We start from the raw sequence: 22,762 nt of genomic DNA, 5'->3' as shown, positions 1-22,762 counted from the left end.
GGGCGGCCGAGGCCCGCCACTGCACGCGGCCGGGCCCGGGGCCTGGTGGTCTGAGTACGACCGGTTCTGGGGGCGGAGGTGGGTCAGGAGAGGTGAAAGGCGGTGGCCAGCATGGTCATCTGGGCTCTCAGGAGTGTTCGGGCGTGGTGTCCCATGCCCGTGTACTGGCCGGACACTTCCAGGTGGGCGGTGCCGTGCAGGTGGGACCAGGCGAGCACGGGGCCGGCGAGGGCGCAGCCTGCGTTCGGGGCGTCGGGGGTGAGGCCGGTGTACTCGTGCAGCCAGTCGGCGGCCGTTTCGTCCTGGTGCAGCCAGGTGGTCATTTCGTCGACGACCGGCTGGACGGCGGTGGTGGGGCGGCCGTTGGCGAAGATTTTCACGAAGGGGCCCATGGCGGCGCGGGCGCGGCGGATCGTGTCGGGTGGGGCGGCGTAGCCGGGGATGGGGTTGCCCTGGATCAGCAGGTAGCGGTGGGGTTCGGTGGTGGCCCAGTCGAGGTAGGCGTCGGTCAGGCGGTGCAGGGCGGTGGTGGGGCTGTCGGGCAGGTCGGTGGCCGCGTGGTGGATCGTGGTGGCGATGTCGTCGTAGGCGTCGCGGACCAGGGCGTGGAGGAGGTCGTCGCGGTTGGCGAAGTACCGGTACAGGGCGGGGCCGGACAGTCCGATCTCTTTGGCGATGCGTGTGAGGGCCACGGCGGAGGGTCCGCCTTTGGCCAGTTGGGCGAGGGCGGTCTCCTTGATCTGGGTGCGGGTCTGTTCGCGGTAGCGGGCCCGGGGGCTGGTTGCCGCGGCGGCCATGGCGTTCCTCCTGCTGCTGTGCGGTGTCCCGGGTGGGGAGCCTTTGGTGGGTCTTGCCTGTGTGACACCCAAGAGAGTTATAGTGTCTAACAGACGTGATTCATCGTAACGCATGGGCTGCCTCTCGCGGATGACGGCCCGTACGAAGAGCTGGAGGACATCCTCATGAACGCCGCTGATCTCCACGTCGTCCTGGGGGCGGGCCCCGCGGGCACCGCCGTCGCCGCCGAACTCGCCCGCCGGGGCCACCGGGTCCGTCTCGTCGACCGCTCGGGCACCGGTGCGCCCGTCGACGGAGTCGAGCGCCGCAGGGGCGATGTGAGCACCGTCGAGGGAGCGCTGACGGCGATCGAGGGCGCCGGTGTGGTCCACCACTGCGTGAATGTCGCCTATCACCTGCAGGTCGAGGTCATGCCCGGCATCCAGGACGCGATCCTCGGTGCGGTGGAGGCCACCGGGGCGCGCCTCGTCGTCCTCGACACCCTCTACCCCTACGGCGAGACACAGGGCCGGGTCATGACCGAGGACACCCCGTGGAACGCGACCGGCGCCAAGGGCAGGATGCGGGCCGCCCTCGACGAGAAGTACCTGGCCGCGCACCGCGACGGCCGGGCCCGTGTCGTGCTCGGCCGCTCGGCGGACTTCGTCGGCCCCGGCGTGCTCAACTCCACCCTGGGCGGCGCCGTCTTCCCCGGCGCCCTGACCGGAGGCGAGGTGCTGGGCCTGGGCGACATCGACCTGCCCCACAGCTACACCGACATCCGCGATGTCGCCGCCGGCCTGGCCACCCTGGGCGAACACCCCGACGGCGACGGCCGCGTCTGGCACCTGCCCACCGGCCCCGCCCGGACCACCCGCGAGATCTTCCAGCACATCGAACGGAAGACCGGACAGCCCCTGAAGATCACCATCATGAGCGAGCCGCGCCCCTTCGGGCCGTTCGACGAGGTCTTCATAGACTCCTACGCCGAGCTGTTCTACCAGCACACCGAACCGCAGGTGATGGACTCCACCGCGATCCAGGAGACCTTCGGCATCAGGCCGACCGCCCTCGAGGCCACCCTGGACGACACCCTCGCCTGGTACCGCGCCTTCCTCGCCCAAACCCGGCACTGACCGCGGACCGCGGACACCGGCGCCCCCTGAACACGGCGTCCGTCCCGGACGATGAGCGGAGGCGGGCCTCTCCCGCGGCGCCGCAACGCCTCCGCAAGCGGGGAATTCCCGTCCTCCGGCCGCCCTCCGGCCGCGCTCCCGCCGGTGACGCCGCCGCCGGCCCGCCGCCACCCCGGCCGAAGAGCGGGCCGGCCGCCGTGCTCACCACAGCACCGGGGCCGCCGGCCACAACCAGCCTCCTGGCGGTCACGGACCTGGACGCAACCGTCTCCTTCCCCCGGGCCCGTCACCCCCAATCCGCCGGCGGCGTACGGCCCGTGAAGCCAGGGAACGCGCGCTCCGCGCTGCAGGCGCACCGCGCGGGAGCGCAGGCCCACGAGCACGCGCCGGCTTCACCAGACGATGATCCCGCCGTCCTCGGCCTTGGCCCGTTGCGTGGCGGCGACGATGTTCCCGAAGCGCCCGGAGACGTAGCCGGCGTCGTAGCCACCCTGTCCGGCAAGCCGGCCGAGGTGGGGACGGATCGTCTCGCACTCGGTGAGGAAATCATCGATCTCGTCACGCTCCCCCCAGAGCTCGCCGGCCTCGAGCAGGGGGAAGAACCGGGAACCCAGGGCCCGGATCGCCCCGGAGCCCCACAGCCGGGTCCGGGTGCTCTCGAACCCGGCCAGGGTGCCGCCGTCCTCAGGGTCCTCCAGGAAGTCGTGGCCGCCGTCGGCGTCATGGACAAAGGTGTGCACACTCAGGCTCATGACCCGACTGTGCACAAACCGCAGACCTCTGCCGAACGAAAATCACCCGAAGGACCGGGCGCGCCGTTCAGGCAAGGCCGCGGTGTCGATCCGGCCGTGCCCGCGTCGCCATGCGGTGCAGCCGGCGCCGGCGCAGTACCCGTGAGCTTCCTTCTCTCTCCCCTCCCCCACGGGTTGCCGCGGTCCGGGAGCACCTCGGCGGTCCACGTGTTGCCCAGGTTGCGAGCAGCGGGTTCCCGGCCCGTGCACGGGCTCTTCCGGCCCGTGCACCGGTAGCCCTTGCCTTCCGCCGCACTCCAGCAGAACAAAGGCAAGGTCGTCGAATTGCCTTCGGAACGAAGACGCCGGGTCGCGGCATCACCTTCAGAACATCTGAAGACGGGCAGGGGCAGCGGCGGTGACGGAGCAGCCGGGGTGTCAGCGCCGCGCGGCCGAACAGTGGTGAAACCTCCAAGCCCGGCTGGTCATCGTTGTGCCGGCCAAGATCACTGTGGTCATCCGCCCGGTCACAGACTTGCGGGACGGAGCGGCCGAGACCGGCCACCGTGTCCTTGTCCATCAGCGCGGTTGGGGAACCACATCGTGAGCGAACGCGTCATTTCACCCAAGAGCCGGGGCTTCCTGTTCCTCGACTCCCATCCCGGTGGCTGCCGGCAGCTGGTGGACGAGATGTGGCAGGCCGTTCCCGCCCCGGCCCCCGCCGGGAGCGAAGGACCGGTGGCCGTGGTGATCGGCTCGTCCGCCGGGTACGGGCTGGCCGCTACGATCGCGGGCCTGGCCCGCGTGGGTATCCGTGGCATCGGTGTGTGCTTCGAGAAGGCGCCCGCCCGGCGCACCGGCACCGCCGGCTGGTACCGCACCGCCGCCACCGCACGGCTCGCCCGACAACACGGACGGGACATGGTCTTCCTCAACGGCGACGCGTTCAGCGACACGGTGAAGGAGCAGGTCGCCGGCCTCCTCGCCGAGCGGTTCGGAGGCCGACTCGACTACCTGATCCACTCGGTGGCCGCGCCCCGCCGCACCGACCCGGACACCGGCACCGTATACGCCTCGGTCCTCAAGCCGGCCGGCTCGCCCTACACCACCAAGACCCTCGTCTTCGACGAGCACGGCACCCCGGAGGTGAAGGAGGTCACCACCGCGCCGGCCGAGAGCGACGACATCGAGCAGACCGTGGCAGTGATGGGCGGCACCGACTGGCAACGGTGGATCACCTTCCTCGCCGGCCGGTCCCTGCTCGCCGACGGCTTCACCACCGCGGCCCTGTCCTACATCGGCTCGCCGCTCACCGCGGCGATCTACCGGCAGGGCACCATCGGCGCCGCGAAAGCCCACCTCGAAGCCACCGCACGCACATTGGACGAGCGCCTCGGCAAGACCGTGGGCGGCCGGGCCGTGACCTCGGTCAACGCCGCCGCCGTCACCCAGTCCTCCACCGCCATCCCCGGCATCGCCCTGTATGCCGGGCTGCTGCGCGGTGTCCTCGGCGACGCCATGGTGACCCCGATCGGCCAACTGGCCGAACTCTGGGACCGGCTGACCGGCGCCCGCCCCCTCGACCTCGACGACGAGGGCCGGGTCCGCCTCGACACCTGGGAACTCGACCCCGCCGTGCAGCACGCCGTCGCCGAACGCTGGAGCACCGCGACCAGCGACACCATCACCGAACTCGCCGACCTGGACTGGTTCAGCGACGAGGTCCGCCGCCTCCACGGCTTCTCCGTTCCCGGTATCGACTACACCGCCACTGTCGAAACCGACGTCCCCTGGCCCGCCGTCTGAATCGCGCCTCGCCGGCATGTACGAGGCTGCCGCCGGACAACGGGTAGCGGGTAGCGGGTAGCGGGTAGCGGATGCTCACAGCCGCAACCGACAGGCCCACGCGTCTTTCCTCACGGCCAGCACACGCGTCCGCGGGCCCAGCCTTCCACGGTGGGGACGGAGGGACGTGCCCAGCCCTGGCGGTACTCGCAGGAGTGACGGGCCCGGAGCTGAGCCTCTCAGGCGCGCGGCGGCCAAGTAACCGGACTGAGAACCGGCCACGAAACCCGAGACCCCACAGGCAGTCCATGCGACGAAGCCGACGCCGGTCACGAAGCCGAGGAGGGACCGAGCCGGCCCGTCACAGCCTCCGGCCCGGCCGGCCGCACGTACCCGGGATCATGTCAGGACTGTGCCGCATCCCTGCTCGGGAGCGAGACGGCCATGCGTGTGATCACGTGCGCCGCCTCCTTGCCCATCCCAGGCCCGGAACCGTCGGACGTGTCGGCGCCCTCGTCGGAGCCGCCGCCACCGTGCGACCGCCCGCTCCACGACGGCGCCCACCACCTCCGCCCCAGCGAGCCGAAGGGCCCCGGAGGAGCGGGACGGGGCCTCCTACGTCCCCGCCGGGACCGCAGCCGACCTCGCGGCAGCCCAGCAATGGGCGAACGGACCAATCACCGGCGAGTCCGCCGGCCAGCACCGCCTCCAGAAGAAGGCAGAGCGGCGGTCACGGGCCTCCGGTCGCCGACGATCACATGCCAGTGATGCCGGCCGGCACACGCCCGATCCAGGTATGCCCGTAGTTCTTCGACGCTTAGTTCTTCGACGATTGGTTCTTCGACGACGACAGACTGGCCTCGCGGGCTCCGGCGTGCGTGCCCGGCCACCGGCACGCGAACCCACCAGGCGCAGCACGGATCGTCATCGCTTCCGAAGGTTCAGGGCATCCGTGTTCCTCATGTGCCAGCCGCTGTCCGGCCGTCCTGGTGCGCGCTGCCTCTGCCGTCGGGGACCGCCTCGGGCACTTCGGCGTCACCCTCGCCGAAGCCGGCCGGCCCGTGAGGCTCGCCGGGCACGACACGTACCTGTGAGCCGACCGCATCCAGCAGAACCAGGCCTCCAGCGCCGTCCAGGACGTCCTCGACACCTGGCGCGGCGAGACAGTCTGACCAGCTCCGGATGCGAAGCAACCCCGGCCGCCCTCTTGTATGGAGGGCCGCCGGGGCTTGCTGCTGGACGGGCCGGTACCTGAGGGCCTGATGGGTGGGTGGGTGGGTGGGTGGGTGCCTGCCGTGCCGTGCCGTGCCGTGCCGTGCCGTGCCGTGCCGTGCCGTGCCGTGCCGTGTGCAACGGGGCCGGAGCACGGTGGTTGTCACCGGCACATCGGGGTGATCCGGCCCCTTTACATTGTGCGAGGCGTTCCGGGTGTCACCGGCAAGGCAGGCGACTTGTCGCTCCCGCCGGATCCGCGGCCTTGTTGTCACCGGGAGCAGTGTCCTGAAGATCACCCGTCTCGCTCGGAGGAGACCATGTCCGTATCCGTCCCCAGGCCCGCCGACCCCATGCCGGTTTACCGGGCTGTCGAGAACCTGATCGCGCGGTACGCCGAGCTCGTGGACGACGGTGATTTCGCAGGTCTGGGCGTCCTTCTGGCTGACGCCACCTTCATAGGCGGTGGCAGGCCGGTCAGGGGGCGGGACGCGATCGAGAGGATGTTCCGGGACACAGTGATCGTCCACGCCGACGGCACGCCGCGGACCCAACATGTCACGACCAATGTCGCCATCGAGGTCGACGAACAGGCGGGCACGGCGGTCTCGCGTTCGTACGTCACCGTGCTGCAGGCGCTGCCCGGCCTGCCGTTGCAGCCCATCGCCGGCGGCCGGTACCACGACCGTTTCGAGCGCCGTGAAGGGCAGTGGCGCTTCGTGGAGCGGCGGGTCCGTATCCATCTCCTCGGTGATGTGAGCCGCCATCTGCGTCAGGCTGACGCGCAGCGGTAGCCCCCGCCTCCGAGGGCAAGTCCGCTTCATCCCCCTGCTTCGTGCTTCCGCCCGCTGCCGGGTGCTCCCGGCCGGGACGGGGAGCGGAAAGACCACGGGGGACAGCCGGCCCGCCTTTGCGACAGCCGGCCTCGTTCACTCCAGGCGGTTCTCGTGCAGGTTCTGTCCGAGCCAGAGCCACGACTCGTGAGCAAAGCCGGGCCCACGCCCGTTGACGGACGCTCTTATCTTTCACTGAGAACGTTCCCTTAGCGTCTCGTCCATGATGACGCAACGTGGTGCAGCCGGATCAGTTGTCCTCACAGCCGTGGCCCTGACGGCCACCGTCGGGATGGCCGCCGCGGCTCCCGCCCCCGGCAAGACCGCCGCCGCCCCCGTGTCCCACGGCAAGGTGACCGATAATTTGTACATGTCGCTCGGCGCGTTCGAGGATGCCACGTCCGGCGAGGACCCGAAGGTCAAGGCCATGATCGACCGTACGGACATCGGCGGCGTACAGGTGGTGGTGCCCTGGAAGGCCCTTGAGGGGAAGAAGGGGGAGTACAAGTGGTCGCGGCTGGACAATGCCCTGAAGTATCTCCAGGAACGCCACAAGAAACTGTTCGTCCAGGTCCAGGACCGGTTCTTCGACGTAGCCATGGAGGACGCCAACCTTCCCCAGTACGTGAAGGACGAGGGCGGCATCGCGCCGACGGTCGACGAGAACCCTGACAACCCCACCACCCACGGGGCCATGGCCGCGCAGTGGAACAAAGAGGTGCGGGCAGACTTCCAGGCCATGCTGAAGGCGATGGCGCAGAAGTTCGACGGCAAGCTCGCCGGGGTGAACCTTCCGGAGACCGCGGTCGAGGTGGACACCAAGAAGGATCAGACCAAGTACACCTCGAAGTCCTACATCGATGCCGAGATCGACAACATGCGCTACGGCAGGAAGGTCTTCACCAAGACGCAGTTCATCCAGTACATCAACTTCCTGCCCGATGACGACGACCACAAGCGCATGAAGGAGATGTTCGACCTCGCCAGGGACAAGAAGATCGGCATCGGAGGACCGGACACCCTGCCGGACCGGAAGTACCAGATGGAAAACTCCTACAAGTTCCTCCACGCATACAAGGACGCCCTTCCCCTCGTCGCGATGGCCGTCCAGGAACCCGACATCAACGCCAAGGACCCCAAGACCGGCAAGCCGTACACCCGGACACGGTTCACGGACTTCGCCCACGACTACCTCGGTGCGCGCCACATGTTCTGGACCACCGAAGCGGACTGGCTGCAGAAGCCCGCGGCATGACATGACACGTGCACGAGTGCGGCTGCCCGGACCCGTGTGAGCGACCGAGCGCTCCCGGGGTGGCACAGCCCCACGATGCGATCACGTGATCACCAATATGGCCAGCGGGAAGTGCGCAGCAGGGGCGCTCCCTGACTCACGGCAGCAGGCCCTGGCTGTTCTCCTTCGTGGAGGGCGGCCGGGGCCTGCTGCTGGTACGGGGCCGGCACCCGGGGCTCTGGCGGGCGGGTGCCATGCCGTATGTGGCGGGGGGGGCGGGGCGGCGTGGCGGTGGCCGGTCAGCAGGTTCTCACCGCCATGCCGTTCCACCGGTGCCACGACCAGGGCCGATCCAGGGCTCTCAAGCCACGTCACCGGCGAGGACTCCTCATAATCCGTGTCAGGTCCCCACTGCGGCGCCCGGCCCCAGAGCCGTGGGCCGCGTCGGGCGAGGACCGTCCTGTGAGGGCAGCAGCGTCCGCCGGGAGCGCGGCATGCGATCTTTTTGCTGGTCGGCGTGTGGTGGGGGGCGGGGAAGGTACGGGCGTGGCGCGGCGGGTGCGGTGAGCAGGCCCGGGCCGCGGGTACGTCGAGGCGCCCGAGCCCGCCGGCCAGGCCGGTTTCGGTGAAGCGCGGCCTCACGATGGGTGGCCTCGCCGGCGGTGGCCCCGCCGGCGGCCGGTGCCAGGCGGACGCCGGTCACTTCGCGCAGGACAGAGAGCTGCCCGGTTCGTTCGCCGAAGAAGCGCCGGCCCGAGCCGGCAGGCACGGGCAGGGTGGTGTTGAGGCTGCGCTCACCGCCGACCCGCAGCCCCTCACAGCCGGCGTTGCCGTAGCCCTGGGCGCCCGTACGGTGCAGGCCCTGTGGGAAGCTGCGCCGAAGAGGCCCGGCCGCCCAGGTCGCCGGGCCGGCGAGTTTGAGAAAGAGCGTAAACATGAGCAGCACGGATCATTCGGGCTGGGATTCCGGCCCCGCCGCCCATCGGGATGCCATCGCGGCGGAGAGCGCCAGATTCGTGGAGGTGATCCGGGACGCCCGGCTGGCGACGTCGGTGCCCGGCTGCCCGGGCTGGACGCTCACCGACCTCGTCCGGCACACCGGCAGCGTGCAGCGCTGGTTCTCTGTCCTGCTCCGGCGGCTCGTCCAGGAGCCGCCTCGCAGCCGCGAGGTGGAGCTGGACCTGCCGGAGCAGCAGGACGGATACGCCGGCTGGCTGGCCGCCAGTGCGGCCGAGGCCGCGAGCACCTTCGCCGTCACCGACCCGGATGCCCCGATGTGGGCCTGGGGCGCCGACCAGCACGCCAGGTTCTGGATGCGGCGGATGCTGTTCGAGACCCTGGTACACCGCTGCGACGCGGAACTCGCCCTCGGCCGACGACCCTCGATCGACCGCGGCCTCGCGGCCGACGGGGTGGACGAGTTCCTCGTCAACCTTCCCTTCGCCGCCTTCTTCGCCCCCGCGACAGCCGCTCTGCGCGGCAACGGTGAAACCCTCCGCTTCCGCTGCACCGACACGGACGGCGACTGGCTGGTCCGCCTACGGCCGGACGGCTTCGGTACCGAACAGGGACCCGGCGGCACAGGGGCGGCCGTATCCGCCGATGCGACCGTCGAAGCAGCCGCCGCGGACCTGCTGCTGCTCCTGTACGGGCGCCTCGACCGCGATGCGGAGGCCTTCCAGGTGACGGGGAACGAGGAACTGCTGACACGCTGGTTCACCAACTCCGCCTTCTGAACCCACAGGACGACACAGGCCCAGAGCGCTGACGGCGCAGGCCCAGAGTGCTGCGGATGGCCGGGCGACCGGCCGAGGAGTCTTCACCGCCGCGGGCGGTGTGCCCGTAGACCTGCCGGACGAAAACCACCGTGTTCCGACGCCCAGTAGTTGTCACCAGCTCAGCCGGATGACGTGGCGAGTGGGATTTACCAAAGCAGTCCGGCCGGCAACACCAGCGAGGCAAGCGGCTTGTCACACATCCTGGCCCGGCAGCATTTCCGTCACCGGCTGCGGAAGGGTGTGTGACAGGCTGGACAGCTCATTGGATCAGGCCGGTGTGCGGATGCCCGGGAGAGGCCGGGCAGACGTAGATCTGCATGTTGTCCGTGCTGCCTGCCTCTACCCTCGTCGGCTGCGAGGGGTCCTGGCCCGGGTCGTGAGAATCAGCGAGGGCGGCGGCCCGGTCTTCCTGTGGCGCCCAGCCGCGGCCTTCATCGCCATCCCACTCCCAGGAAGCGATCGTCATCAGTAGCGGGACCCTCTGCACCTCGCACGCAGCACAGTACCGGGGGGCGGGTCAGTGCGGCCCCACGGGGGCCAGCCACCGACCTTCCAGAGTGATCGTTTCCGGTGCCAGCACGCAGGGCTCTGGTACGTATCCCGGATGGTCCGCCTCGTACGGTTCCGGTGGTGTGGCGAAGATGTCGCCGGCCTCCGCGGCCGACCGCCAGAACAGTGCGGTCGACGGCTTGTCATCCGGATCATGGTCGTACGGGCACCAGCGAATCTGAAGCAGATCGGCCTGCCCGGGCCGCCGCAACAGGGGTATGTCACGCAGGAACAGCTGGGCCACGGGCACCATCGGGACCGGGCATTCGGCGGGCCAGGGAGGGCCGGCGTCGAGCCGCTCGGCGAGCCACGCAGCGTTGTGCTCCTTGAGCGCCTCCTCCTCGGGCATGAACGCGGAAGCCCGGCCATCAGGGCGCCACCGCGACCGCAAGCGTCTCTCGAGCCGCACCCCGGCCGGTGACCGGCGGAATCCACTGTCCACGTGCAGGTGCGCGTCTTCGCGGTGCGGCCACGGTTCCCCGGCCGGCCACAGCAACGGCCCACCGACCGAGCCGTCCCTGACCGAAGGCGCCCCCGGACGCGGATGCAGCCGCATCGCAGACCGCGCCAAGAGGGGGCCAGCTCGGGAAAAACCACGGTCACATCCACAGGCCGCGGCGGAGCAGTACGCACAAAGGCCACGGCGGTGATCCTCCCAGCAGCCACCGGCAGAGACCTCAGCCACCTCGGCCGGCGCTAAACCGGGGTGCACCATCCATCAACGCAGCCGGGGTGACAACAAGCCTGCCTATGCGGCCACTTCGTGCCTCGGCTCACGAATACGGGGGCGCCCGTGATCGTCCGCAGCCGCTATGCGGCGAAGCCGACGCTGGTGCAGTACTCGTACTGACCCCACTGCGAGCCCAGGTCGACGATCGTGTCGTCCCAGGCGGCATCGAGGCCCTGGTGATCACCGGCCGCCCACGCGCCGACGATCCTGTCCCAGCGGCGCACATTCATCGACCGGTACTCCACGACGCGCTGCAGCGGCCGCGGCACCTGCGACTGGTCCAGGGGGTGGATCTCCACCCGGGTCCCGCGCCCCTCACGGTTCAGGCGCTTGAGGAGGTGACGGGCGACGTTCTGCCGGCGCACCGCCCGGTAGGCGGCCTCGATCCGGGCCAGGTTCGCCTTCGATGGACTGCGTTTGCCGTCCAGCCACGCCTTCAGTGTCCGGCCGGTGACCGTCAGCCCGGCCTCCTGCGCGGCCGCACGCGCATGCCCGGTGCGGGTGAGGTAGTGCAGACGCGCCATCCAGCCGCGCCTAGCGGTGACGGGGGTGGCGATGCCGCCCGCGAGCTCGTCGAGCTTGCGCCCCACGGCATCGCTGCCCTTGATACCCCGGGCACCGAACTTCCCGAAATCGAGGTTCTTCTCCGGCATTACTCCCGCTCCTCCCCCGTGGTGTCGTCAGCGTCGGTTCCAGCGGTGTACGTGTCCTTCACCTTCACCTCGGTAACACCACGGCCCTCGGGGAAGACACGGCGCCACTCACCGATGACATGGAGCTCGTCGGTACCCATCGCCCGGACGACGGTCAGGCCCTCGTCGTGAGCCTTGAGCGCCTTCAGCCACAGGTTGGAGAAGGCTTGCGAGCGGATGATGTGCATCCAGTCCGGGCGGTAGAGCTCCCGGTTGTAGTTCGACTCCCCCATCGTCGACACGAACTTGCTGTACATCGCTTTTACGTACTCCAGCGTCACCTCGTCGCCCTCGGTGATCGCGGTGTCGCGGGCGTCCTTCAGCGCGATGCGGAACTTCTCCAGGAGATTTTCGGTGGCCCCGGAGGTGTACGACTCATGGATCTCCGGCGGCGCGCACAGCCCGTACTTCGGGCTGGACAAGCGCAGCAGGAGGCGCAGGGTCGGCTCGGTCACCCACAGGGGGCCTGGTTCGTCCCGGTTCCCGATCGGGTTCGGCAGGACCTGCTCGTGGTCCCAGACGGGCGGGGTGATCAGGTGCACACCGGCGCGGCGGCGGTCGTGGGGAAGGCCGGTGGAGTGCTCGAGCTGACCGAGAGGGAGGTGGGTTTTGAGAGCGGAGAGGTAAGCGCCGTTGATGTCCAGCGCCGTCACCTCATGACGGCCGGGCGGCAGCTCGTGCCGGGTCCATTTGGGGCGGGCTTCCCAGATCTGGTCCGCACCACGGGACGTCTGCTTCTTCAGGATGTCCGGGATCCACGGGTGGGCGATCACGTCGTAGCGCGCGCCCTTGCGGGTCTCGTCCAGCAGACGCATCGCGTCCGGGATCGCCCGCTTCAGCAACGCGGCCGTCGCCGCCTCGACGTCACCGTGGTGCTCGGCGAGCGCTGCCTTGACCGCCTCGCTGATCAAGTCCTTAGGCCCGGAGGGCTCCTGGAACGCACGACGGGCCGGCCCCTGGGAACGCCCGGAGGAACGCGGCGTCGTACGCGAAGTGCACGCCGCCCCTGAAGTGCGCGCCGACGGCTCCCCCGCCGGAGCGGCCTCGGGCCGTACGGGCGCCGTGGCGGGCTGCGACGTGGCAGCGGGCGCAGCTACTGTGGGCGGCGCAGCGGGCGCGGTGACGGCGGGCGCAGCTACGGGCGCGGCAGCAGCGGGCTGGCAGTCGGCCGGATCGAGATGCTGGGCGAACCCCGCCACCCGGGTCCCGGCCGGATGCCCGCACAGCACACACGGCTCCGGCGCGGAGAGGGTCTCCACTTCATCGCCCTCACCGGCTTGTTCGGGCATCGCCGGGGAAGGCGGCGGAGCGTCGGTTGTGGCAGGGGCCTGGGTCGCGGCCGGCTCGGTGACAGACACGGGAGCGTCCGCCACAACCGGGGCTTGAACCATGGCCCCTTCGGCAGCGAACGGTGTCACCGCGACAGCGCCGGTGACGAGAACGGCGGCCGGCAGGGCGGGCGGCGGTCCGGGCGACCCGGCCGCAGGTCCCGCCGCCCCCGGCCGAGAAACGGCCGGCGGTGCGATTCCCCCGGCTTCGGCCCCGCCGGCGAACTTCACGGCAAGGCCGTCCAGAAGGTAGGCGTATTTAGTGCGGGTCTCGCCGACCGGGACCCTGTCCTTCTCCCACCCCGCGACCGTGCTCGGGCTCACCCCCAGCGCCCGGGCAACCTGCGCCTTCGACAACCGGGCGCGCTCCCGCAATTCCTGGCGGACCGTGGGGGCGGGGAGTTCGGCTTCCGGGCCGACGCCCGCGAGCAGCGAGTCGATCGCGTCGAAGTCACTCACCGGGCCGCTCCCTTCCCGGTGGCGTGGGCGGCGCGGTGCCGGGCGACGGGCAGCATCTCGCACGCCCGGGTCGGGCCCGCCAGCAGATCCAGCGCGGCCATCCCGTAGTGCCCGGCCAGGACATCGACGTCGCGCAAGGTCCACGAGGTGGCGCCGGTCTGCCGGCGCGAGATTTGCGTCTGCGTCAGCCCGAGCACCGCGGCCAGCACCCGCTGCGAATCACCCGTCGCCTGCATCAACGCCGCCACCGACAACCGCAACGACTCCTCCAAACCCAAACCCATAGCACCAACCATAGCCGAAGATGATGCAAAATACGCATCTAAATTGAATACTACGACTCCTAGATGCGCCTATGACCTGACCTGAAGTCGAGGGTACCGGCCCACGACAAGGCACGCTTCCCGCCCGGCCCCGACGGGGTCAGCGATCCCGGGGCCGCCCGCACACCGGCCAGCGGGCCGCACGCCACGCAACCCGCTCCGCCTCGCGCGCCCCCTCCACCACCCGACCGGCCACACACCCCGCGACACACCACAACCAGCACCCGGCGCCGTAGCGCCCGGCGCAGCCGAGGCCCGGGCGCCAGCACCCCGCCGCGGGCATGACGGCGCACCACACACGCACTCGTGCAGAGGACCGTCACGAGCAGCCGGACGTCGTTGTCACACCAGGCCAGAAGAAACACCACCTCCGCCCGGTGCCCGACGGGGAACCACACGGCCACCAAAACTCAGCGCTCGGCATCGCGGACGCGTTCGAGTTCGCCCGCATTGTCCAGGACCCCGGCGAGGCGCTCGCGGTCGGTGTCGTCCAGCATGATCGCCCGCACGCGGGCCAGCAGCGTGTCGGCGGTCTCGCTGTCACGTAGTGTGACAGCGAGTTCGGCCCGGTAGACCAATGCCTCCACGAGGTCCATGGTTCTCACCGCGTCATCGCGGGCCAGCGCGGAATCCAGGATCCGCGCGGCCTGCCGGTGGTCGCCGCGGGAGTCGCCGAGCACGACCGCACTCTGCAGCGCCTTTCCCAGCCGGCTGGTGCTGGGATCGGAGTCGCCGGAGTCCCGCGCCTGGAAGATGCGGATCCAGTTGCCGCCCGGGTCGACGAGGCTGAATCCGGACAGGTTGTCCGTGTTCTTTCGCTTGCGCGGCCGGGTCATCCGCGGAATGCCAGATATGAGCAACTTTCCGTGCACCGCACGCATTCCCTCGGCGAACTCCTGGTACAGCTCGCCGGTGTCCCGCACGAACACCAGGCAAGATCCGTACGACTGCTCGGGATCGAAGTCCGGCATGCCGAAGAAGTGCAGCTGAAGATCCTCGCGCCGCAGCGCGACGTACGGGTTCGGGCGCTGTTGCCGGTAGGTGACCTCGAATCCGAGCATCCGGTAGAAGTCGGCGATCTCATCGATCGAGCCGCACGGCAGCAGCGGAACGGTTACCTCGTTCGCCACGCACTCCCCCATTCACGAGCGTCCAGCGAGCACGGCACCATCTCAAGCCGCGCGACGGCTGTCAATCGTCCGTGATAGACGGGTAGGAAATGTTCACCGCTCAGCCATTCGGCCGAGTTGGTCTTTGCCGGGCGCTGGAGGTCAACACCGCGCCGGTCGCGATGAGCCAGCCCGCCGCCCTCCGCCTCCCGGTGTTCCATCTCCTCGAACAACGAGCCCATCGGCGCCCCAAGGTCCTGCCACAACCGTAGGAGACAACAGCCCACCGCCACAGACAGCCTCACCATCTCTCGACCTCAGACAGTCCCCGAGACGAGCTACACCCAAGTCACTCAGCGAGGGTGAGTGAACGAAGGTCAGCATCCAGCCTACGGATCAACTCACCAACCCTTCCGCCGCCGCTGGGCGCCGCCGGGAAGCGTTTGAGCACATCAACGACGGCCGGTGTTGCACGCTGCACCGTCTACTCAAGTTGTTCGGCGCCAACGCGCCGATCGTCGCCGACGACGAGTTCGGCCGCTCTGGCCGCGTAAGCACCGGCTCCGAGAATGTGCTTGACCTGGGTGGCCTTGGCCAGCGGATGCAGGCAGGCGGCGCCTGCCGCGGACATCGCTGCCCACGCCGCCTCGCGCGCAGCCGCAGTGTCCGTACTCTCGGCCGCCTTGAGGGCCGCCCACACTGAGTCACGCAGGGACTTCCCCCGTTCACCGCCCCGGGCAAACTCCCACGCGACGCTTATAGCCTCTCGAGGCCGTGAGTCGTCCGGCTGATTGGCCTCGAAAATCTCGAGCACCGTCTGCGCCAACTCCTCCTGCCGACCGGAGCGGCTCCTGGCCCGGAGCTCGCGCAGGTACCGCGGAAGGAAAACGACCATCCGGGGCGAGGCTCCGCCGGTGCAGGAGGAACGCACCGGGCACGCAGTGCAGTGGGCCGTGTGGAAACGGGCCGCGATACAGGGAACCATGGCCGGAGCCCTGACCCAGCGGCCGATGACCCGGCCCTGGGGACAAGTGACAGTACCCCGACCGGAATCGACGACGAAGCCCTCGCCGGCGAAACCGCCCTGCTGCTCGCGCTGCCGGCATCACCCCCCGGCCGGGAGCGGACCGGCCTGCTCCACGCCGTGCTCACGGGCCGCGGCATCGATGGCCGCGGCCGAGATGTACCCGCTGCCCACCAAGTGTTCTCCGGGCAGCAGACCCCGCCCCCTCAGCCACTGGTGGATGCCGCGCAAAGCCTTGATGCCCGCGGCCGGGACCACAGTGGCCACCTCCCTGATCACGTCCACACTCCCGTCGCCACAGGCCTCGGCGACATAGGCATGGCAGCCGGCCCACTCCTTGTCGTTCCGGCCGACCTGACAGGCCTCGGTGCCATACGGGAACTCGACCCGAAAGCCCACCAGCACCAAGGGGACCATCCCCACACACAGGAAACAGAACGAGAAAGCACCCGCCCCCGCCTCGGCCAGCGGGATCATCCCCCACGCACGCGGGAAGCAGAGCGGCACCGCCGTCGCGCCGCGCCAACCGTGAGGTTCATCCCCGCACGCACGGGGAGCAGCGATGGACAGCGGGCAGCTCCTTCGTAATGCCGGGACCATCCCCACGCGCGCGCAGAGCAGTGGGTGGAGACCAGCGCGGTGTTCGTCGGCCGGAGGACATCCCCGCGAGCGCGCGGAGCAGATCAGCCGGCTGACCGCCTGCACTCCGGCTTTGGGTTCATCCCCGCACGCACGGGGAACACAGCGTCGTTCAGGACCCGACGGGACAGCAGCCGGGACCATCCCCGCGCGTGCAGGGAGCAGCCGCCTTGAGGACGTAACCGCGGTGAAGAACATGGGACCATCCCCGCGCGTGCGGGGGGGGGCAGCCTGGTGGTCAGCGGTTGTCTTTGGGCTTCGTGGGTCCATCCCCGCGCGTGCGGGGAGCAGTGGGTGATGCGGTGCTCGGCGAGGAGTGCGCGGGGGTCATCCCCGCGTGCGCGGGGAGCAGCTCCGTGACCTGAACCTATACCGGCTCCCCCAGCGGCTCTCGAGCACTTTCACCGACTCCGGCATAACGGAAAACAGATCGCTTCAGACCAGAATCGCGCAGGCATGGGGGCAGTCAGCCGTGGCCGTCAGGAGACGGAGGATCCGGCCTCAGGAAGCAGAGGATTCCCGCCTCCAGCCGCTCCCGCCCCCTAGACTTCACTACCGAGACCCGATTCCCGCCGAGGAGGAACACCTGCCATGAACCCCGAGCATTTCAAGCTGCTGGAGGAAGCGCGCCGCGCCCTCCCCGGCGGGTTCAAGACGGAACTATCCGGCGACATCATCGTCATGCAGGCCTCCCCCTCTGCCATCCACCAGCTCAACCTGAGCAAAATCCGGAAACAGTTCGACAAACACGTCCCGGCCGGCTACATCGACACCGGGAACACCGACCTAATCTCACCGCAGACCGCGAAGGTACGCAACCCGGACCTCACCTACCTGCCCGAAGACGCAATGACCACCACCGAAAGCAGCGTCCCGGCAGAACTCGCCCTGATCGCCGTCGAGATCGTCTCACCCTCCAACCCGGAAAACGACTGGGTCGGAAAACTCCGCGACTACCCCCAGATGGGAATCCCCCTCTACCTCCTCATCGACGCACGACAGAAAACCGTCACCCTCTTCAGCGAACCCGCCAACAACCGCTACCGCATAAGAGAAGACGCAGAATTCGGAGAACCCGTCCACCTCCCCCCACCCTTCTCCTTCACCCTCGACACCCACACCCTCCACCCCTACTGACCCCACCAGACACCAGCAAAACCAAACGAGACAGCCGGCCACAGGACTTAGCAGCACCCCAGCACCACCGAACAAAACACCACCCACAACACCACGCCCCCCCCACAAGGAACACTGCACAGACCACCGGACGAGGTCCGGAGCCACGGACACTCCCTTCGAGGCCATCCCTGTGTGCGCGGGGAGCAGCGCTGCTCCTGTTGTTACTTCAGCAGGGCCAGGGGACCAGCCCCGCATGCACGGGGAGCAGATCAGGAGGCAGCCCCGCGTCAGCCGGCAGGTCGGGGTCATCCCCGCGTGCGCGGGGAGTAGTTGGCCAACCGCCGTTTCAGACCACGGGCGACGGGGTCATCCCCGCGTGCGCGGGGAGCAGTGCTGGCCGACTACGTCCGCCGTGAGCTGATCCGGACCATCCCTGAGCGCGCGCGGAGCAGGCAATGCATGCGGCCGGCATGTCCGGCCCCCGAGGAGCATCCCCGCGTGCGCGGGGAGCATGTGCGGTCGATCAGCCGGCCGAGCTGACGGGCGGGACCATCCCCGCCTGCGCGGGGAGCAGCCCGGGCCGGGGAGTGCAGCCCCCGGCCCGGCCGGACCATCCCCGCCTGCGCGGGCAGCAGACTCCGTGACCAGGCGAAGCTGTTTTTGAGCACTTTCACCGACTCCGGCTTACAGGACACATCCACCCCTGCTTGTGATGAACAGCCGCCAGACAGCAGCACAACAGACTCAGCATCACAGACAGGGCCGCCTGCCGACTGATCCCCGAGGGACAACAACCGACACCTGCGACACCCACCCGCCAGTTCGGAATGATCTCCACACACGCGGGAAGCAGCTCGTCTCGGCCGCGCAGGCCACGGCACCATCCCCGCGCGCGGGGAACAGGGTCCGGTTGGCGCCGCCTTGCCGGCCTTGGCGGGTCATTCCCTCACGCGGAGGGAGCAGACCCCGGCAGAACTTCCCCGCCGGGGTCAACTGGGTTCGCCCCCCCCGCGCGTGCGGGGAGCAGCCTCGAGTCTCGCGCACTTCCTGGCAGATTTCGGGGCCATCCCCGCAGGCGCAAGGAGCAGTCATCGGCGGCACAGGGCGCAGGCCCCCTCACGGACAAGGAGTCCGTCCCCGCACGCGCAGGGAACAGGCCGAGGGCGTCCACGTACCCCGCGCTCAGATCGGGGCATCGGGCCATCCCCGCGTCCGCGGGGAGCAGTGGCTCGGTGTCGTTCTCGCCGCCGCGTCCCTGAGGCCATCCCCGCGCGCGAGGAACGGTCGCCCCGTTTGACGGCGCCAGCCATCTCGAAGGGACCATCCCCACGCACACGGGAAGGGGAGCAGGTCCCCGTCCCGGGTACGACGGCCCGGACGAGGGAGCCTCCCCGCGCACGCGGGGAGCAGGGCCGCAGTACAGCCGAAGTCGCCAACCAGCTGGGGCCATCCCCGCGCGAGGAGCAGCGCGACGCCACCTCGGGCGGTCTCGAGCCTTGGGGACCATTCCCGCGCGTGCGAGGAGCAGTAGCCGCACCGCATCCTCGAAGTCTATGAGGAGCTCCCCGCTGCGCGGGGAGCAGTTGTTGGTGGTGTCCCACTCCTCTTCCGCGTTGGGACCATCCCCGCGTACGCGGGAAGCAGGAGCACGATGCGGGGGACGGCACTCAGCCAGAGGGACCATCCCCGCACATCCACGGAACAGGGGACGTGGAACTCCGGCCGGTCGGGCTGGGAACCACCCCCGCGCGCGGGAAGCAGTCCACCTGTACCTGGCCCGTCATACCCGAACCAGGACCATCCCCGCGTGCGCGGGGAGCAGCCCGATATCGCCGGCCGTCAGGTCGGCATGGGGGGCCATTCCCGCGTACGCGGGAAGCAGACTGCGTGACCTGGAGCTTTACGGGCAGGCGCAGCTGTTCTCAAACACTTTCACCGACCTGGGCATACAGAACATACCCACCCCCACTTGTCATGGAGGCCCAACGGACCACAGCACAGCAGGCCCAGCATCGCAGACACAGCCACCAGCTTTCCGGTGTCCGTGAAACAGCAGCCACCGCCGGCGACATCCGCCCCGCCCTCCATTTCACCCACCCGATGACTGCCCCTTCACCCACCGCCGACCCGCCACGAGAACGACCACCGCGCCGGCAGGGCGAAAACGAAGCCGCCCCACTCTCCGAAAGCCCCCGAACGAGACCCGGAACCCACCCCCGCGTGCACAAGGAGCGAGCGCACCAGGACGCCCTGGTCTACGGCCGCTCGGGGCCATCCCCGCGTACGCGGGGAGCAGGCCGGTGCGGGCGGTTGGATCTCGTAGGTGACGGGTTCATCCCCGCGTGCGCGAGGAGCAGCCCAGGCCCTCCCAGAGGATCGCGCCCATGGTGGGACCATCCCCGTGCGCGGGGAGCAGCAGTGGTGCCATCAGAGCCTCCTTTACAGGCTCGGGTCCATCCCCGCGCATGCAGGGAGCAGTTCGGGCGTCGATGTCTCACACAGAGATGCATGGAGACCGTCCCCACGTGCGGGGAGCAGCTCGACCCCGCCGGCCGTCCGTCTGCGGACCGAAGCGGGGGGACGTCCCCGCATGCGCGGAGAGCAGCCCACCCATTTAAAGGGCTCGGCGCCACCCCCGGGGACATCCCCGCACACGAGCGGGAGCAGGCGAACTCCCGTCGGCGGCAGGCGCCGGTCGACAGGAGACGGTGGCGGAGATGGGACCGTCCCCGCACGCGCGGGGAGCAGGCCTACCGGGTCTGCAACGTCGTCGTGGAGCTGGGACCATCCCCGCGTGCGCGGGAACAGGGGCTCGGCGCCAGCCTCGGCCTGGACGGCCTGGGTTCATCCCCGCATGCGCGGGGAACAGGACACAGCCTCCCGCCGGCCAGAGTCGGCCGCGGGTTCATCCCCGCGTACGCAGGGAACAGCAGCGTCTGATCAGGAGACCAGGCCCGGTGAAAGGGCCATCCCCCGCACACTCAGGGAACAAGGCCCCGGCTCAAGGGTTCCCCGACGGCCACCAGGGACTATCCCCCCGCGCCTGCGGGGAGCAGATCAGGCCCAACAACTCCTCGATGACCGCGACGGGTCCATCCCCACACGCGCGGGGAGCAGCCGTAGCCGAAGGAGATCATCCGTAACCGGGCGGGTCCATCCCCGCGTGCACGGGGAGCAGCGCGCTCGATGAAGGAGCGTCACGTCCCGATCGGGACCATCCCCGCGTGCGCGGGGAGCAGACCTTAGGAGCGACCACGCCCAGGGCAAGGGGTTCATCCCCGCGTGCGCGGGGAACAGCAGCCCGTCGATCACGTCTGCTGCGAACTCGGAGGGTCATCCCCGCACAACCGGGGAGCAGACGCGGCGCGTGATGCTGCACGCGGCCCTGACGAGTTCATCCCCGCGTGCGGGGAGCAGGAGCCGCGCGCGCCGACCCGGCCGCCATCGGCTGGCGGCGCGTGGTCACCGCAGGCTGCTGCGCGGGTTCATCCCCGCGTGCGCGGGGAGCAGGGTCCTCCTGGTTGTGGGTCAGTGCTGGTCGCAGGTTCATCCCCGCGTACGCGAGGAGCAGTTCAGGTGCCGGCGGAGGTTCTTCGCCCCGGAGGGTCCATCCCCGCGTGCGCGGCGAGCAGGCCTCCGCGCTGAACGTGCCGGGGGACGTGCTGGGTTCATCCCCGCATGGACGAGGAACAGTCGCCTTCACAACGCTTCCCCGCGTGTACGGGGAGCAGCGCTCGGCGGGACCCTTCCATTCCGGGAGCATGGGGTCACCCCCGCACACGCGGGGAACAGACCCCGATCCTCCTGATCCACCCCGAGCTCCGGGGTTCATCCCCGCACGCGAGGAGCGGCATCCATTCGACGAAGGCCGGGGCCAGGCGGCGGGGTCCATCCCCGCACGCACGGGAAGCAGGCCACGGCCAATCCGCTCTCGCACCGCCTGCTGGGGCCATCCCCACGCATACAGGGAACAGCGAAACCGGACTCGCTGGCCCGCCTTGCATCCGGAGACCTCTCGACGAGGCTTCGACCGCGAAGTCCCGAGCCCACCCCCGCACACGCGAGGAGCAGTCGTGCTCAGGCGTGATGACCAGGTACATGTGGGCCCATCCCCACGCGCGCGAGGAACAGCGCTGCTCCTCGCGCCGACTGTCCGACTTATTGGGATCATCCCCGCGTACGCGGGGAGCAGCCGCGCTCGTCCCTGATGACATCGGCACCGTAGGGACCATCCCCACACACGCGGGAAGCAGCACCGTCGAGCGCTGGGCTTCTTGTCCGACCGGGGTCCATCCCCGCGAGCGCGGGGAGCAGGTCCGACCCGGACGGCACCGGCCTTCGAGCTGAGGCCGTCCCTGCGTGCGCGGGGAGCAGCAGTGGTGCCATCAGAGCCTCCCTTACAGGCTCGGGACCATCCCCGCACGCGCAGGGAGCAGCAAGCAGGTCGACGAGCTCTACCACGGCGGCTGGGGTCCATCCCCGCGCGTGCGGGGAGCAGTTCTGCCGCTCGCCGTTGTCGCTGCACCAGGCGGGTTCATCACCGCGTACGCGGGAAGCAGTTGACGACCAGGAAGGGGCCACCGTTGCCGTCGGGGGCATCCCCGCGCGGGGAGCAGCATCAGCCTTGCCCTCGTAGTGCTGGGACTCGCGGACCATCCCCGCGCGTGCGGGGAGCAGTCGCCGTCCGGCACCACGATGCGGATATGAGAGGGTCCATCCCCGCGCGTGCGGGGAGCAGACGGCACGGTCCTGCTTGGGCAAGGCCGGGGGGGCCATCCCCGCGCGTGCGGGGAGCAGTAGGCCGCCGGGCCGAGCCCTACGGTCAGGCGGGGGCCATCCCCGCGCATGCAGAGCAGTCGCCGGGGCTTCGGGCGACGTGTGCGTGGACGGGTCCATCCCCGCGTGCGCGGGGAACAGGTCGTCCGACGCTGTGCCGGCGTCCCGTACTTGGGACCATCCCCCCACGCGCGGGAAGCCGCTGGGCCGTATTGATCTGATCTCTCAGATCGTAGGCCCATCCCCCCGCGCGCGGGGAACAGACGGCGATGCCCCGGCGCAGCGGCATGAAGGTGGGGGCATCCCCGCGTACGCAGGGAGCAGTGGGAAGCCGGTCCCCCATCGGCATCCACCGCAGGTCCATCCCCACCCGGGCGGGGAACAGAGCTACGTGTGGCGCTCGGTGACCAGCCCCGCGGGACCATCCCCACGTGCGCAGGGAGCAGAGCACATCGCCCTCCGCGCGGCCTGGCGCGTCAGGTCCATCGCCGCGTGCGCGGGGAACAGCCCTCCTTCACAACGCTCCGG

15 protein-coding genes and 1 pseudogene are annotated in these 22,762 nt (G+C 69.8%); 6 read left to right on the top strand and 10 right to left on the bottom strand.

The window, feature by feature from the left end; all coding sequences use genetic code 11:
* Positions 1-83 precede the first annotated feature (83 nt).
* Positions 84-797 (bottom strand): TetR/AcrR family transcriptional regulator, encoded by a 714-nt coding sequence (locus ACFYZR_RS31345; RefSeq protein ID WP_391916636.1) that lies wholly within the window; start codon positions 795-797, stop codon positions 84-86.
* 165 nt (positions 798-962) lie between these two features.
* Here ACFYZR_RS31345 and ACFYZR_RS31340 point away from each other — a divergent pair, with 165 nt between their 5' ends.
* A complete protein-coding gene (locus ACFYZR_RS31340; RefSeq protein WP_391916633.1) occupies positions 963-1,913 on the top strand; it encodes an NAD-dependent epimerase/dehydratase family protein in 951 nt (316 codons plus the stop codon).
* Between the two features lie 392 nt (positions 1,914-2,305).
* On the opposite strand, the gene ACFYZR_RS31335 is transcribed toward ACFYZR_RS31340, so the two are convergent.
* Entirely contained in the window at positions 2,306-2,665 is a 360-nt protein-coding gene (locus ACFYZR_RS31335) for a hypothetical protein (RefSeq protein WP_391916630.1), read from the bottom strand.
* A 582-nt stretch (positions 2,666-3,247) separates the two neighbouring features.
* On the opposite strand from ACFYZR_RS31335, the gene fabV reads away from it, so the two are divergent.
* From fabV to ACFYZR_RS31315, 4 genes are all read left to right on the top strand, one after another.
* Positions 3,248-4,450, top strand: a complete 1,203-nt coding sequence (gene fabV / locus ACFYZR_RS31330; RefSeq protein WP_391916627.1) for an enoyl-[acyl-carrier-protein] reductase FabV — start codon at positions 3,248-3,250, stop codon at positions 4,448-4,450.
* Between the two features lie 1,511 nt (positions 4,451-5,961).
* Positions 5,962-6,435, top strand: coding sequence for a nuclear transport factor 2 family protein (locus ACFYZR_RS31325; RefSeq protein ID WP_391916625.1), 474 nt, complete (start codon positions 5,962-5,964; stop codon positions 6,433-6,435).
* 307 nt (positions 6,436-6,742) lie between these two features.
* The gene (locus tag ACFYZR_RS31320; RefSeq protein WP_391916623.1) at positions 6,743-7,729 is read left to right on the top strand and encodes a hypothetical protein; all 987 of its coding nucleotides are present in this window, start codon (positions 6,743-6,745) and stop codon (positions 7,727-7,729) included.
* A gap of 914 nt (positions 7,730-8,643) precedes the next feature.
* On the top strand, positions 8,644-9,444 hold the full coding sequence (locus ACFYZR_RS31315; protein ID WP_391916621.1) for a maleylpyruvate isomerase family mycothiol-dependent enzyme: 801 nt from the start codon (positions 8,644-8,646) through the stop codon (positions 9,442-9,444).
* Positions 9,445-10,003: 559 nt separating this feature from the next.
* Here the strand turns inward: ACFYZR_RS31315 and ACFYZR_RS31310 are convergent.
* From ACFYZR_RS31310 to ACFYZR_RS31275, 8 genes and pseudogenes are all read right to left on the bottom strand, one after another.
* The gene (locus tag ACFYZR_RS31310; protein ID WP_391916619.1) at positions 10,004-10,384 is read right to left on the bottom strand and encodes a hypothetical protein; all 381 of its coding nucleotides are present in this window, start codon (positions 10,382-10,384) and stop codon (positions 10,004-10,006) included.
* A 461-nt stretch (positions 10,385-10,845) separates the two neighbouring features.
* Complete coding sequence (locus ACFYZR_RS31305) at positions 10,846-11,418, bottom strand: transcriptional regulator (RefSeq protein ID WP_391916616.1); 573 nt, start codon at positions 11,416-11,418, stop codon at positions 10,846-10,848.
* Entirely contained in the window at positions 11,418-13,244 is a 1,827-nt protein-coding gene (locus ACFYZR_RS31300; RefSeq protein WP_391916613.1) for a helix-turn-helix domain-containing protein, read from the bottom strand. The genes ACFYZR_RS31305 and ACFYZR_RS31300 overlap by 1 nt, the downstream gene beginning before the upstream one ends.
* Complete coding sequence (locus ACFYZR_RS31295; RefSeq protein ID WP_391916611.1) at positions 13,241-13,528, bottom strand: helix-turn-helix domain-containing protein; 288 nt, start codon at positions 13,526-13,528, stop codon at positions 13,241-13,243. Before ACFYZR_RS31295 ends, ACFYZR_RS31300 begins: the two co-directional genes overlap by 4 nt.
* 449 nt (positions 13,529-13,977) lie before the next feature.
* A complete protein-coding gene (locus tag ACFYZR_RS31290; RefSeq protein WP_391916608.1) occupies positions 13,978-14,697 on the bottom strand; it encodes a VOC family protein in 720 nt (239 codons plus the stop codon).
* Positions 14,698-15,160: 463 nt separating this feature from the next.
* On the bottom strand, positions 15,161-15,502 hold the full coding sequence (locus ACFYZR_RS31285) for a putative immunity protein (protein ID WP_391916605.1): 342 nt from the start codon (positions 15,500-15,502) through the stop codon (positions 15,161-15,163).
* A gap of 9 nt (positions 15,503-15,511) precedes the next feature.
* Positions 15,512-15,697: pseudogene (locus tag ACFYZR_RS31280) on the bottom strand (transposase); the annotation flags it as partial.
* 84 nt (positions 15,698-15,781) lie between these two features.
* Positions 15,782-16,108: a hypothetical protein gene (locus ACFYZR_RS31275; RefSeq protein ID WP_391916602.1), complete on the bottom strand. Its 327-nt coding sequence runs from the start codon at positions 16,106-16,108 to the stop codon at positions 15,782-15,784.
* A gap of 822 nt (positions 16,109-16,930) precedes the next feature.
* On the opposite strand from ACFYZR_RS31275, the gene ACFYZR_RS31270 reads away from it, so the two are divergent.
* A complete protein-coding gene (locus ACFYZR_RS31270; RefSeq protein ID WP_391916600.1) occupies positions 16,931-17,476 on the top strand; it encodes a Uma2 family endonuclease in 546 nt (181 codons plus the stop codon).
* Positions 17,477-22,762 lie beyond the last annotated feature (5,286 nt).

Origin of the sequence: Streptomyces sp. NPDC001678 (assembly GCF_042892945.1) — a bacterium.
Taxonomy (GTDB): Bacteria; Actinomycetota; Actinomycetes; order Streptomycetales; family Streptomycetaceae; genus Streptomyces.
This window is presented reverse-complemented; position numbering and strand designations above follow the sequence as displayed.

Bases quoted from the DNA above. Each gene is read 5' to 3' on its own strand.
- ACFYZR_RS31305 (WP_391916616.1), bottom strand. From the start codon at position 11,418: ATGCCGGAGAAGAACCTCGATTTCGGGAAGTTCGGTGCCCGGGGTATC.
- ACFYZR_RS31295 (WP_391916611.1), bottom strand. From the start codon at position 13,528: ATGGGTTTGGGTTTGGAGGAGTCGTTGCGGTTGTCGGTGGCGGCGTTG.
- ACFYZR_RS31340 (WP_391916633.1), top strand. From the start codon at position 963: ATGAACGCCGCTGATCTCCACGTCGTCCTGGGGGCGGGCCCCGCGGGC.
- ACFYZR_RS31270 (WP_391916600.1), top strand. From the start codon at position 16,931: ATGAACCCCGAGCATTTCAAGCTGCTGGAGGAAGCGCGCCGCGCCCTC.
- ACFYZR_RS31325 (WP_391916625.1), top strand. From the start codon at position 5,962: ATGTCCGTATCCGTCCCCAGGCCCGCCGACCCCATGCCGGTTTACCGG.
- ACFYZR_RS31310 (WP_391916619.1), bottom strand. From the start codon at position 10,384: ATGCCCGAGGAGGAGGCGCTCAAGGAGCACAACGCTGCGTGGCTCGCC.
- ACFYZR_RS31315 (WP_391916621.1), top strand. From the start codon at position 8,644: ATGAGCAGCACGGATCATTCGGGCTGGGATTCCGGCCCCGCCGCCCAT.
- ACFYZR_RS31335 (WP_391916630.1), bottom strand. From the start codon at position 2,665: ATGAGCCTGAGTGTGCACACCTTTGTCCATGACGCCGACGGCGGCCAC.
- ACFYZR_RS31345 (WP_391916636.1), bottom strand. From the start codon at position 797: ATGGCCGCCGCGGCAACCAGCCCCCGGGCCCGCTACCGCGAACAGACC.